At 71.1% G+C, this 12,830-nt stretch carries 11 protein-coding genes; 9 read left to right on the plus strand and 2 right to left on the minus strand.

Annotated features, from left to right (window positions below):
- Positions 1–96: 96 nt before the first annotated feature.
- Positions 97–630: an orotate phosphoribosyltransferase gene (gene pyrE, locus HNR25_RS11425; protein ID WP_184634877.1), complete on the plus strand. Its 534-nt coding sequence runs from the start codon at positions 97–99 to the stop codon at positions 628–630.
- Positions 631–706: 76 nt separating this feature from the next.
- Here pyrE and HNR25_RS11430 read toward each other — a convergent pair whose 3' ends face one another.
- Positions 707–1,132, minus strand: coding sequence for a RodZ domain-containing protein (locus HNR25_RS11430; protein WP_312862492.1), 426 nt, complete (start codon positions 1,130–1,132; stop codon positions 707–709).
- Positions 1,133–1,470: 338 nt separating this feature from the next.
- On the opposite strand from HNR25_RS11430, the gene fbaA reads away from it, so the two are divergent.
- The 7 genes from fbaA to HNR25_RS11465 all read left to right on the plus strand — a co-directional run bounded on the left by fbaA (position 1,471) and on the right by HNR25_RS11465 (position 10,758).
- A complete protein-coding gene (gene fbaA / locus HNR25_RS11435; protein ID WP_184634879.1) occupies positions 1,471–2,493 on the plus strand; it encodes a class II fructose-bisphosphate aldolase in 1,023 nt (340 codons plus the stop codon).
- A 148-nt stretch (positions 2,494–2,641) separates the two neighbouring features.
- A complete protein-coding gene (locus HNR25_RS11440; protein WP_184634881.1) occupies positions 2,642–3,058 on the plus strand; it encodes a DUF3151 domain-containing protein in 417 nt (138 codons plus the stop codon).
- A gap of 202 nt (positions 3,059–3,260) precedes the next feature.
- On the plus strand, positions 3,261–4,544 hold the full coding sequence (locus HNR25_RS11445) for an adenylosuccinate synthase (protein WP_184634883.1): 1,284 nt from the start codon (positions 3,261–3,263) through the stop codon (positions 4,542–4,544).
- Positions 4,545–4,595: 51 nt separating this feature from the next.
- A complete protein-coding gene (gene purD, locus HNR25_RS11450; protein WP_184634885.1) occupies positions 4,596–5,849 on the plus strand; it encodes a phosphoribosylamine--glycine ligase in 1,254 nt (417 codons plus the stop codon).
- Between the two features lie 63 nt (positions 5,850–5,912).
- On the plus strand, positions 5,913–7,220 hold the full coding sequence (purB, locus tag HNR25_RS11455) for an adenylosuccinate lyase (protein WP_184634887.1): 1,308 nt from the start codon (positions 5,913–5,915) through the stop codon (positions 7,218–7,220).
- Between the two features lie 720 nt (positions 7,221–7,940).
- The gene (murA, locus tag HNR25_RS11460) at positions 7,941–9,242 is read left to right on the plus strand and encodes a UDP-N-acetylglucosamine 1-carboxyvinyltransferase (protein ID WP_184634889.1); all 1,302 of its coding nucleotides are present in this window, start codon (positions 7,941–7,943) and stop codon (positions 9,240–9,242) included.
- Positions 9,243–9,507: 265 nt separating this feature from the next.
- Positions 9,508–10,758 carry a transcriptional regulator gene (locus HNR25_RS11465; protein WP_184639196.1) on the plus strand — a complete coding sequence of 417 codons (1,251 nt, stop codon included), beginning with the start codon at positions 9,508–9,510 and terminating at the stop codon, positions 10,756–10,758.
- 117 nt (positions 10,759–10,875) lie between these two features.
- Here HNR25_RS11465 and hisC read toward each other — a convergent pair whose 3' ends face one another.
- Positions 10,876–11,961 carry a histidinol-phosphate transaminase gene (hisC, locus tag HNR25_RS11470; protein WP_184634891.1) on the minus strand — a complete coding sequence of 362 codons (1,086 nt, stop codon included), beginning with the start codon at positions 11,959–11,961 and terminating at the stop codon, positions 10,876–10,878.
- Positions 11,962–12,075: 114 nt separating this feature from the next.
- On the opposite strand from hisC, the gene HNR25_RS11475 reads away from it, so the two are divergent.
- A complete protein-coding gene (locus HNR25_RS11475; RefSeq protein ID WP_184634892.1) occupies positions 12,076–12,801 on the plus strand; it encodes a hypothetical protein in 726 nt (241 codons plus the stop codon).
- The last annotated feature ends 29 nt before the right edge of the window (positions 12,802–12,830 follow it).

Raw genomic sequence — 12,830 nt, forward strand, 5'->3', positions numbered from 1 at the left:
GCTCCGATCCGCTGCTCGCCTCGTCACCGCCGCCGCGGCCGAATCCGCCGCCCGGACGCTGCGAGCGGTGGCCCGGGCGCTCTAGGCTCGGTGATCATGAGCGACCGCGACGAACTCCTTCGACACATCAACGATAAGGCCGTGGTGCACGGCCGGGTCACCCTCTCCTCGGGCAAGGAAGCCGACTACTACGTGGACCTGCGGCAGGTGACCCTGGACGGCGCGAGCGCGCCGCTGGTGGGGCGGGCGATGCTGGAGGCCACCGCCGACCTGGACTACGACGCGGTGGGCGGGCTCACGCTGGGTGCCGATCCGGTGGCCACGGCGATGCTGCACGCCGCCTCCGCGCACGGGCGCCGCCTCGACGCGTTCGTGGTGCGCAAGGAGGGTAAGGCGCACGGCCTGCAGCGCCGGATCGAGGGGCCGGATGTGGCCGGGCGCCGCGTGCTGGCGGTGGAGGACACGTCCACGACGGGCGGTTCGGTACTGACGGCGGTGGAGGCGCTGCGCGAAGAGGGGGCGCACGTGGCCGGGGTCGCGGTCATCGTCGACCGCGGGGCCGGAGAACGCGTGGCGGCGGAAGGGCTCGACTACCGGGCGGCTTTCCGGCCGGAGGAGCTGCGCGTCTGACGGCTCGCGAGGGCTGGGACGTGCGCGGGGCCGGAGGGGGAGGCGCGGGTGAGGGAGCCGGGAGGCGGCGGAGCCCTCAGGGTTGGACGGAAAAGCTGTATCCCGGGTCCTCTCCGGCGAGGTCCCGGAGTTCGCCGTGGACGTAGACCTCGACTTCGCCGGGCTGTCCGATGGTCACGTCCATCGGTTGTTCCTCGTCGAAGCTCAGGTATTCGTCGGTCTTGAGGGTGGTGTCCGCGAGGACGTCGCCTCCGGGAACCCGCACGACCACGTCGCTGGAGTCCCCGACGACCCGGACGTAGAGCACACCGGTCTCCACGTCGTCGGCCTGGGGGGCGGCGGTGGTACCGGCGCTTTCGGGGACCGCGGCTTCGTCGTCGGATGGCAGCGACCGGTAGAGGAAGTACCCCCCGAGGACCACCAGGGTGACGAAGAGCACGATTACGCCGCCGATGGCCACCATCTGGGCTATGCCCCGCGGATCATTGCGATGTCGTCCCACGGTGCTGAATGTAGCGTGTACCACCGTCGACTTTCGACGGTAGGAGGGCGGATATATGCCCGATCCGGGCGAGGGGCCGCATCCGGACTGGTAAAAACACGTACAGTGACCTTATATGACAGACCGCCCTGAGACCCCGTATCGGTCGATCGGGCATGCGTCCGGAGGTGTCGGGACCCGCCGCACACCCCGCAGTTTGGTCTAGACCTTTCGTTACGCCGCGGACTTCGCGATACTTGCCCCGGCAACCCACTGGGTATTCCCGCAAGAAGCGCGGCCCCGCGGAGACCGCCGGGGCCGCTCGTACGACACTCCAGGCCAACCAGGGAGTCAACACCATGCCTATCGCTACCCCCGAGGTCTACACGGAGATGCTGGACCGCGCGAAGTCGCAGGGCTTCGCCTACCCGGCCATCAACGTGACCTCCAGCCAGACCCTCCACGCCGCCCTGCGCGGCTTCGCGGAGGCCGAGAGCGACGGCATCATCCAGGTCTCCACCGGCGGCGCGGAGTTCCTCGCCGGTGCCACCGTCAAAGACATGGTCACCGGTTCGATCGCCCTCGCCGAGTACGCCCGCATCGTCGCCGAGAAGTACTCGGTGAACATCGCACTGCACACCGACCACTGCCCCAAGGACAAGCTCGACAGCTTCGTCCGGCCGCTGCTGCGCGAATCCTCCGAGCGCGTGGCCCGCGGGCAGCAGCCGCTGTTCCAGTCGCACATGTGGGACGGCTCGGCCACGGAGCTGGAGGAGAACCTGCAGATCGCCGACGAACTGCTGGCCGCCTCCAACGCCGCCCGCACCATCCTGGAGATCGAGGTCGGCGTCGTCGGCGGCGAAGAGGACGGTGTCGTCGGAGAGATCAACGAGAAGCTCTACACCACGCCCGGCGACGCGCTGCGCACCGCCGAGGTGCTGGGCACCGGCGACAAGGGCTACTACATGACCGCGCTGACCTTCGGCAACGTGCACGGCGTCTACAAGCCCGGCCACGTCAAGCTGCGCCCCGAGGTCCTCAAGGAGGCCCAGGAGGCCGTGGCCGAGAAGCACGGCACGGCCAAGCCCTTCGACTTCGTCTTCCACGGCGGCTCGGGCTCCACGCTGGAGGAGATCCACGCGGCCATCGACTACGGCGTCGTGAAGATGAACATCGACACCGATACGCAGTACGCCTTCACCCGGCCGATCGCCGACCACATGTTCACCAACTACGACGGTGTGCTCAAGGTCGACGGCGACGTCGGCAACAAGAAGTCCTATGACCCCCGCGCCTACGGCAAGGCGGCCGAGGCCGGCATGGCCGCGCGCGTGATCGAGGGCTGCCGGCAGCTGAAGTCCGCGGGCACCAAGATGAAGTAGCGGCCCGCTGAGGCCGGTCCCTGGTTCCCCACGAATCAGGGACCACCGCGTGCCCGGCCGCCAGACATCCATGGGCGGACGCGGGCGGCCGGGCACGCACCCCCGCGACACCGCCGCCGCAGCCGCGGGACGCTGGCAGGATGGGGGCATGGACCTGCAACAGAACCTGCTCGGCGAGCCGCCCGCCACCCACCTTCCCGAAGAGCCCGAGGCCGCCCAGGCGCTGGCCGAAGGCACCGACCCGGCCGACGTCGCCGCCCGCTTCCCGGCCTACCCCGCCGCATGGGCCGCTCTGGCGGAGCGCGCTTTCGAAGCCGGCGAGGACGTCGCCGCCTACGCCTACGCGCGCACCGGCTACCACCGCAGCCTGGACCAGCTCCGCGGCGCCGGCTGGAAGGGCCACGGGCCGGTCCCGTGGGAGCACGAGCCCAACCGCGGTTTCCTGCGCTCGCTGCACATGCTGGCCTCCGCGGCCGCGGCGATCGGCGAGTCCCCCGAGGCCGAGCGCTGCTCGACGTTCCTGCGCGAAAGCAGCCCGACCGCGGCGCGGGAACTGGGCGCCTGACCCGGCGGCGCTGAGGCCGCCCCGCGAACCCGCGGGCCCCGGTCCGCCCGTGCCGCGGGCCACGGTCCCTTAACGGTCCCGCGCGGGTCGTGTACGCTCAATACGCAAGGGCCCCTGTCGCTTGCTTGCGCCAGGGGCTTGCTCATGTGCGGTGCACCGCGATCATCCACACCCGGTCGGACGAATGAAGAGGTAGACCCGGATGCCGGCGATCACGCTCGTTGGAGCCCAGTGGGGAGACGAGGGCAAGGGCAAGGCCACAGACCTGGTCGGCAACCGGGTCGACTACGTGGTCCGCTACCAGGGGGGCAACAACGCCGGACACACCGTGGTCATCGGCGACCAGAAGTACGCCCTGCACCTGCTGCCGTCGGGCATCCTCTCCCCCGACGTCGTCCCGGTCATCGCCAACGGCGTGGTGATCGACCCGGCGGTGCTCTTCGAGGAGCTGCGCGGCCTGCGCGAGCGCGGCGTCAGCACCGAGCGGCTGCTGATCTCCGCCAACGCGCACATGATCATGCCCTACCACCGGGCCCTGGACAAGGTGACCGAACGGTTCCTGGGCAAGGGCCGCATCGGCACCACCGGGCGCGGCATCGGCCCCACCTACGCCGACAAGATCTCGCGGACCGGCATCCGCGTGCAGGACATGTTCGACCCCAAGATCCTGCGGCAGAAGCTCGAACTCGCGCTGCACGACAAGAACCAGGTGCTGACCAAGGTCTTCAACCGCCGCGGCGTGGAGCTGGAGCAGGTCTTCGACGAGTACATGGAATACGCCGAGGAGCTCCGCCCCTACGTCGCCGACACGTCGCTGGAGCTCAACCGGGCGCTGGACGCGGGCAAGACCGTGTATCTGGAAGGCTCCCAGGGAACACTCCTGGATATCGACCACGGCACCTACCCGTTCGTGACGTCCTCCTCGCCGACCTCCGGCGGGGCGTGCTCGGGCGCGGGGCTGGGCCCCACCCGCATCGACAAGGTCGTCGGCATCGTCAAGGCCTACACCACCCGCGTGGGTTCGGGCCCCTTCCCCACCGAGCTGCACGACGAGTGGGGCGAATGGCTGCGGCAGAAGGGCGGCGAGTACGGCGTGACCACCGGGCGCAACCGGCGATGCGGCTGGTTCGACGCCCCCGTCGCCCGCTACGCCACGCGCATCAACGGCATCACCGACTTCTTCCTGACCAAGCTCGACACGCTGTCGGGGCTGGAGCGCATCCCGGTGTGCGTCGGATACGAGGCCAACGGCACCCGCCACGACGAAATCCCGATGACCCAGACGGAGTTCCACCACGCGGTTCCGGTCTACGAGTACCTCGACGGCTGGAACGAAGACATCTCCCACGCGCGAGCGTTCGAGGAACTTCCCAAGACCGCCCGGGCCTACGTGCGTACTCTGGAGGAGATGGCCGGAGCCCCGATCTCCGCGATCGGGGTCGGTCCGGGGCGCGAGCAGACCCTCGAACTCCGCTCCCTGGTCTGACCCCCGCGATCCGTCCTCTGCTCTCCCCACGACAAACAAAGGGGCCGTGAAGTGAAAGCCCTGGTCCTCGGCGGCGGTGGCCGCGAGCATGCCCTGGTCCGCGCGCTGTCCCTCGATCCCGGGGTGACCGACCTCCACTGCGCCCCCGGCAATCCCGGCACATCCGAGCACGCCGACAACCACGTGATCAACCCCGTCGACGGTCTCGCGGTGACCGAGCTCGCCTCGCGGATCGGCGCCGAGCTGGTGGTCGTCGGCCCCGAGGCCCCGCTGGTGGCCGGCGTCGCCGACGCCCTGCGCGACCGCGGCATCCCGGTCTTCGGACCCGACCAGCAGGCCGCCCGGCTGGAGGGCTCCAAGGGCTTCGCCAACGAGGTCATGGAGGCCGCCGGGGTGCCCACCGCGCGCTCCCGGCTGTGCCGCTCCCCGGGCCAGGCCGCTGAGGCGCTGGACGCCTTCGGGCCGCCCTACGTCGTCAAGGACGACGGCCTGGCCGCGGGCAAGGGGGTCGTGGTCACCGAGGACCGCGCCGAGGCCGAGCGCCACGCGCGCGAGTGCGGCCGCGTGGTGGTCGAGGAGTACCTCGACGGCCCCGAGGTCTCGCTGTTCGTGATCAGCGACGGCGTCCACGCGCTGCCGATGCTGCCCGCCCAGGACTTCAAGCGCGCCTTCGACGGCGACCGCGGCCCCAACACCGGCGGCATGGGTGCCTACACCCCGCTCGCCTGGGCTCCCGAGGGCCTGGTCGACGAGGTCATGGAGACCGTCGTGGGCCCCACCCTGACCGAGATGGCGCGGCGCGGCACGCGCTACCAAGGGCTGCTCTACGTCGGTCTGGCGCTGACGTCCGAGGGCCCGCGCGTGGTGGAGTTCAACGCGCGCTTCGGCGACCCGGAGTGCCAGGTGCTGCTGGACCGGCTGGCCACCCCGATCGGCGGGATGCTCCAGGCCGCCGACGTCGGCGGGCTGAGCCCCAGTACGAAGCTGGAGTGGCGCGGCGGTGCGGCGGTGACCGTCGTGCTCGCAGCCGAGAACTACCCGGCAGACCCCGCCAAGGGCGACCCGATCACCGGCATCGAGACCGCGTCGGCGCTCGACGGCGCCTACGTGCTGCACGCCGGAACCGCGTGGAGCGGCGTGCGCGACCTCACATCCGCCGGCGGGCGGGTGCTCAACGTGGTGGGCACCGGCGACACCCTCGCCCGAGCCCGCGAGCGCGCTTACGAGGCGGCCCGCCGCATCGAGCTGCGCGGCTCGTTCTACCGCACCGACATCGCCGAGCGGGCCGCCGCCGGATCCGGCTGAAGCGCCGTGCGCCCGGACGGGTGCACGGCTCCGGCTCTGGCGCACACCTGCGAAACTGAGCGGGTGATCGAGCGCTATACCCTTCCGGAGATGGGGCGGGTCTTCTCCGACGCCCACAAATACGAACTCTGGTGCCGGGTCGAGACCCTGGTACTGGAGGCCCACGCCGACGACGGGACCGTTCCCGCCGACGCGGTGCAGCCGGTGCGCGACGCGCCGCCGCCCACCGCCGAGCGGGTCGCCGAGATCGAGGCGGTGACCCAGCACGACGTCATCGCGTTCCTGACGGCTTGGGCCGACAACACCGAACCGCGCGAGGCCGCGGCCTGGGTGCATTTCGGCATGACCTCCTCGGATCTGCTGGACACCGCGCTGGCCGCCCAGTTGGTCGAGGCCACCGACATCCTGCTGGACAAGGCCGACACGCTGGTGGCGGCGCTGCGCGACCACGCGCTGGAGCACAGGGCCACCCTGCGCGTGGGCCGTACGCACGGCATCCACGGCGAGCCCGACGTGTGGGGCCACCGGGTGGCCGACTTCGCGTTCGGCCTGGCCCGCTCCCGCGACCGGCTGCGCCGCGCCCGCGAAGCGGTGGGCGTGATGGCCGTCTCCGGCCCGGTGGGGACCTACTCCAACATCGACCCGCGGGTGGAGGCCTACGTCGCCGAGCGCATGGGGCTGCGCCCGGCCGACGTGTCGACGCAGGTGGTGCTGCGCGACGGCATCTCCGAATGGGTGTCGTGCCTGGCGATCACGGCCAGCGTGTGCGAGGCGGTCGCGCTGGAGGTGCGGCACGGCCAGCGCACCGAGGTGCGCGAACTGTGGGAGCCCTTCGGCAAGGGCCAGAAGGGCTCCAGCGCCATGCCGCACAAGAAGAACCCGATCCTCTCCGAGCGGATCTGCGGTATGGCGCGCAACGTGCGCGCCCAGATCGTGCCGGTGATGGAGGGCATCCCGCTGTGGCACGAGCGGGACATCTCCCACTCCTCCACCGAGCGGATCTCGCTGCCCGACGCCGCCGTGGCCACCGACTACCTGCTGCACCTGACCACCCGGCTGGTCGACGGCCTGGTCGTGGACACCGGCCGGATGCGCGCCAACCTCGACTCCACCAACGGGCTGATCTACTCCTCCACCGTGGTCTCGGAACTGATCGAGACGGGCGCTTCGCGCGAGGACGTCTACGCCCTCGTCCAGGCCGCCGCAATGCGCACGTGGGAGGCGGGCACCCCCTTCCGCGAGACGCTGCGCGAGGAGGCCGCCTCATACGGCGTCGCTCTGGACGAGCAGCGGCTGGACGAGGTCTGCCGGCCCGAACGCTTCGTGCAGCACCTGGACGGGCTCTTCGACCGCGTCGCGAAGCTGAGCTGAGCCGCGCCGGGCCCCGGCCCGCCGGATCCCGCGCGGAGCCGGCGGACCGGGGCGCGGGATGCGGGCGCGGGCGGTGCGCGCGCATGTGCAGGCGTGCGTACAACGGCGCGTGCAGGCGTGCGCAGCGCCGCCCCGGACCGTCTCCCCCGGCCGCCCGGTCGGGGCGGGTGCGCAACTTTGAGCGGCGCTTGACCGCCGCCCGGCGCCCGCCCGGGGCCGCCTCCCCCGCTGCGGCGATGCGGTACGGCCCACAGTCGCGGCCGGATCCTGCCGCCCGGCGGCATACCGGCCGCACGAATTCGCCGGTCACCGGATCGCGGCGGCCGCACCTCGGACGCGGTCCTGCGCGGCGCGCAGGTGATCCGCACCACGGTGTGAGCGAACGCAACACGCAGGACATACAGTGGTATCCGCCCTTTGCCCGGACGCCGGGAAGCCCCGCACAGCGCAAAGGGCGCCCCAACAACCAGCCATTTCCGGAATCGGCTGCGCCGACACGGTGCACCGCCCGACTCGCCGCGATCGGCATGACTACCGCTCAACCGGGCACACGACCGGTAGTGCCAGTCAGCGCCATGGCCCCGAGCCCGGACACCCTGCGATGGCTATCAGGTTGAGCCCGCCTTGTCGGAACGCTCCGCCTGCGATCCGCGTCTGAGAGCGCACCATCCGACGAGACGACACCCACGCCTACACCGACACCGCCTCACGAAGGAGCACATGAGCATGGGCCAGGAGGTTCGTTACCGCGTCCGCGGCGGCCGTCCCCTCAACGGGACGGCCTTCATCCAGGGCGCGAAGAACGCCGTGCTGCCGATGATCGGCGCCGCCCTGCTCGCGGCCAAGGGACGCACGGTGCTGCGCAACGTCCCGATGATCGAGGACGTCCACCGGGCGCTGGAGCTCGCCGAGCAGATCGGCGCCAAAGTGGAGTTCCACGAGGCCGAACGCACGGTGGTGATCGACGCCTCCCAGCTCAACGACCCCGAGCGCGCCGTCCTGCCGGCGGACGTCGCCTCCCGGTTCCGCGGGTCGGTGCTGTTCGTCCCCGCGCTTATGCACCGCATGGGCCGCGCCAGAATCGAAGGCGTGGGCGGCTGCAACCTCGGCAGCCGCAAACTCGACTTCCACTACCGGGGCTTCGCGCGCCTGGGCGCCGAGGTCACCGAGGACAACGAACGCAACCACATCAACGTCGACGCCGGCAATCTGAGCGGCGGCCACCTCTACCTGGACACCCCCTCCCACACCGGCACCGAGAACCTCATCATGGCCGCCGTGCTGGCCAAGGGCACCACGGTCATCGAACACGCGGCGCTGGAGCCCGAGGTCCTCGACGTCATCGAGTTCCTGTCGCGCATGGGCGCCAAGATCAGCGGCGGCGGCACCGGCTTCATCACCGTCGAAGGGGTCGACGAGCTCACCGCGGTCGAGCACACGATCATGTCCGACCGCATCGACGCGGGCGTCTTCGCGATGATGGCCGCCGCCACCGGCGGCGAGGTCAGCCTCGTCGGCGCGCACCTGGAGCACCTGGGTGTCGCCCGCTGGAAGCTGGAGCAGATGGGCGTGGAGTTCGCCCAGCAGGGCGCGGTGCTGCACGTGCGCCGCGACGCCGGCTCTCCGCTGCGGCCCATCAACGCCGTCACCTCGCCCTACCCCGGCTTCGCCACGGACCTCCAGTCGCCGCTGATGGCGCTGGCGACCATGGCCGAGGGCGAGAGCTACCTGCACGAGGCCATTTACGACGGCCGGTTCGCGCTGGCCGACGAACTGACCAAGATGGGTGCGAAAATCGAGGTCGACGGCACGCGCGCCATCGTCCACGGCCACACCGCCCTGCGGGGCACCCCCGTCGTCGCCCACGATCTGCGCACCGGTGCCGCACTGGTGCTTGCCGGACTGGTCGCCGAGGGGGAGACTGTGATCGCACCCGGTTATCTGGTCGACCGCGGCCACGCTCAGTTCGCCAAGCGCCTCGCGGCTTTGGGTGCCGACGTAATGCGCGAAGGCACCGAATAATCCCGAAACCGCAGTTCAGCCGGGGTGGGAGCAGAGGCTCCCACCCGGGCTTTCGGTGTTCTGTGTGAAACGATCTTCGTTCGCCCCGCACAATGGGTACGATCTCGGCAACCATGCCGTGACAGGGAACAGGTTCGGGAAATCCAGTGGGCGCACATAGTGAAGAGCGTGGAATGGTAGCGGGGAGCAGCCCGAGGTGAGTGCGCAGCGAACTGGCGATCTGACGATTGGTGTCATCGGTCCCCATGAAGTCGTCGAGCGCGTCATGCTCATGGGACCGGGGTCCACGGGACCGCTCAACGCCAGACTGATCGCCGCCGCGTATCGAGATGAGCAAGAGGCGACCGACAAGGTGCTGCGCCTGGGTTCGGCGATCGACGCGTATCTGTTCGCCAGCCCCGTCCCTTACGAGTTCGCACGGAAGGCCGGCGTGCTGACCATGCCCGCCACGTACGTGCCCCTGGGCGGAGCCAGCCTGCACGAGGCCCTGCTGCGGGCCACTCTGGACGAGCGGCTCGATCCCACCCGGGCCAGTCTCGACGTACTCAGCCGGTCCGACGTCGTCGAGGCCTACTCCGAGGTCGATCTCCCCGTCGACGGCATCCACGTCCACGAGGAGCTCACCAGCGTCGCCCAGCTGACCTCGTTCCACGAAGGACTGTGGCGGCGCAAGTCCACCCGGATGGCGATCACCTGCGTGCGCGGGGTCGCCGAGCGGCTGGAGTCCATGGGCGTGCCGGCGATCCGGCTGCGGCCCACCAACGCCGGAGTGCGCAGCGCGCTGCAGACCGCCGGACTGCTGGGCGCCCACCACCGGTTGGAGGAGGCGCAGCTGGGTGTGGTCATCGTCGACGTCCCCACCCTGCGCGACTCGTCGCGCCGCTCGACGCCGCGCTACTGGCGCGACGAGCTGCGGCTGTCGCTGCAGCGCCTGCTGCTGCAGGAGGCGCACCGGATCAACGCCACGGCGCATCCGGTCGACGACCACACGTTCATGGTCACCGCCACCCGCGGGTCGCTCGTCAGCGCGACCGAGGGCTTCCGCCAACCCCCGTTCGTCGAACGGATCAAGGCCGAGTTGGGCATCTCCATCGAGGTCGGCATCGGCATGGGCCGCACCACCCAGGACGCCGAGACCCACGCGCGCGCGGCGCTGAGCCGCGCACAGGCCACGCGGCAGAGCTTCGCGGTCGACCGGGAGGGGCGGTCGCTGGTGCCCGCGCAACGTGCGCCTCAGCGGCAGTCGGCCGAACCTCTGCGCACCAAGGGCCGCGAGACCCTGCTGCGCCTCTCGGAGAAGATCGCCGAGGAGGACGGCCCGCTGGTGGTCGACGCGGAGAACGCCGGGCGCATGCTGGGCGTCACCCCGCGCACGGCCCGCCGGCTGCTGCGCACACTGGTCGAGGAGGGGCTGGCCTGGCCGCTGCCGCCCAACCGCACCCTGCAGCCGGGCCGGCCGCGCCAGCTCTACCGGCTGATCCTGGAGAAGTTGGACAAGGACAAGGCGGGCAAGTAGCCGTCCGCACCCCGCGGGGCCGGCGCCGATTCCTGCGGTGCCGGCCCCGTCCGCGTCTCCCGGGACATCACATCCAGCGGGCCGCGCTGCGGCCGCCGGTGCGGGCCGGGCGGCGCGTCAGTCGCGGTTGCGGTGCGGGAACTCGCGGGCGGCTTCGAGGAAGGCGTCGTTCTCCTCCGGGGTGCCGATGCTGATCCGCAGGCCCTCGCCGGGGAACGCGCGCACGGCCACCCCCGAGGCCTCGGCCGCGGCGGCGAAGGACGCGGTGTGCTCGCCCAGCCGCAGCCACACGAAGTTGGCCTCGGTCGAGGGCAGTTCCCAGCCGTCGGCCAGCAGCGCGTCGCGCACCCGCTCGCGCTCCTTCACAGTGGCGGCGACGCGCTCCAGCAGTTCGTCCTCTGCGGCCAGCGAGGCCACTGCGGCGGCCTGGGCGACGTGGTTGACCGCGAACGGCACCATCGTCTTGCGCACGGCGGTGGCGATGTGCGGCGGGGCCACCATGAACCCCACCCGCAGCGCGGCGAGCCCGTAGGCCTTGGAGAACGTGCGCAGGACGGCGACGTTGGGGCGGTCGGCGAAGGCCGCGATCCCGTCGGGGACCTGCGGGTCGCGCACGTACTCGCGGTAGGCCTCGTCCAGCACCACCAGCACGTGCTCGGGCACCCGGTCCAGAAACGCCGTCAGTTCGGATTCGCGCACGGCGGTGCCGGTGGGGTTGTTCGGGTTGCAGACGAACACGGCGCGCGTGCGGTCGGTGACGGCCTCGGCCATGGCGTCGAGGTCGTGGGTCTCGCCGCGCAGCGGCACGGCCACCGGGTCGGCTCCCGACAGTCCCGCCAGCAGGGGGTAGGCCTCGAAGGAGCGCCACGCGTAGACGACCTCGGTGCCGGGTTCGGCGACGGCTTCCAGGATCTGCTGCAGCAGCCCGACCGACCCGGCGCCCAGGGCGATGCGGTCTTCGTCGACCCCGAAGCGGTCCGCGAGCGCTCCCGTGAGCTCCGTGGCGGCGGTGTCGGGATAGCGGTTGAGGTCGGCAGCCGACCGGGTCACGGCCTCGATCACGGAGGGCAGCGGGCCGTACGGGCTTTCGTTCGAGGAGAGCTTGACCGAGCGGCCGCTCGGCGAGGCCGCCTTCCGCCCGGGCTTGTAGGCCGGGATGGTTCCGAGCACGTCCCTCAGATATGGCGAATTCGGCTCAGCCACCGTTGTCCTTCCTCGATACTCTGTGCAATATCCAGGCTACTTTGGGCGATGATCGCTCGGGAGCAGCCCCTGCGGAGCGCAGCGGCAATATCGCACAGAAGAGGAAACAGCACCATGGAGCACCCCCTTCCGGCACGCAGGGCGACGTCATTGGCACTCGCCGTGTTCGCCGTCTCCGCCGCGGCCGCCTGCGGCGGCGGTGGCGGCACCCAGGGCGAGGAGGAGGACGGCGGCGGCGCGTCCGGCGCCCAAGCCGCCGAGCGCCTGCACGAGGCGCAGATGGCGCAGTTCGGGGACGCCAAGGTCGTGCCCGACCGCAGCGAGCTGGGCGTCTACTCCCAGCTGAGCACCACGCGGCGCACCGACCGGTTGCGCGAATCCTCCGACCTGGACAAGCCCCAGTGCATCGACGCGGCCAACCAGTGGGGCGAGCTGCCCGCGGTGCGGGACGCGCCGACCTCGCTGGCCACCTTCGCGCGCGGCGACGACACCATCACCCACACACTCGTGCAGGTCCCGGAGGAGACCGCCGAGAAGGCCGTCGCCGCCGAACCGCCCGAGGAGTGCGCGAGCTACGAGGTGACGATGGAGGACGGGTCGACGACGTCCTACCGCCTCGAAGAGATCGACGTCGAACAGGTCGCCGACGGTTCGCGCGCCTTCGCCGTGGAGACCGAGATCGACGGCGACACCGTGTGGCTCTACAGCCTCGTCTACCGCAACGGCGGCTACCTGGGCACCACCACCGTGCTCGGACCGAACGCGGACGAGGACTACCGGGAGACGGTCGCGGCCTTCACCGAGAAGGCCGTGGAGCGCGAGCAGTCCGTGCTCGCCTAGCCGATCGGGGCGAGCGGGCGGGTGCGGCG

This window comes from Streptomonospora salina, from assembly GCF_014204715.1.
Taxonomy (GTDB): Bacteria; Actinomycetota; Actinomycetes; order Streptosporangiales; family Streptosporangiaceae; genus Streptomonospora; species Streptomonospora salina.

Coding starts and splice junctions, on each gene's coding strand:
- fbaA (WP_184634879.1), top strand. CDS start 1,471: ATGCCTATCGCTACCCCCGAGGTCTACACGGAGATGCTGGACCGCGCG.
- pyrE (WP_184634877.1), top strand. CDS start 97: ATGAGCGACCGCGACGAACTCCTTCGACACATCAACGATAAGGCCGTG.
- HNR25_RS11465 (WP_184639196.1), top strand. CDS start 9,508: ATGCTCATGGGACCGGGGTCCACGGGACCGCTCAACGCCAGACTGATC.
- HNR25_RS11440 (WP_184634881.1), top strand. CDS start 2,642: ATGGACCTGCAACAGAACCTGCTCGGCGAGCCGCCCGCCACCCACCTT.
- HNR25_RS11475 (WP_184634892.1), top strand. CDS start 12,076: ATGGAGCACCCCCTTCCGGCACGCAGGGCGACGTCATTGGCACTCGCC.
- HNR25_RS11445 (WP_184634883.1), top strand. CDS start 3,261: ATGCCGGCGATCACGCTCGTTGGAGCCCAGTGGGGAGACGAGGGCAAG.
- murA (WP_184634889.1), top strand. CDS start 7,941: ATGAGCATGGGCCAGGAGGTTCGTTACCGCGTCCGCGGCGGCCGTCCC.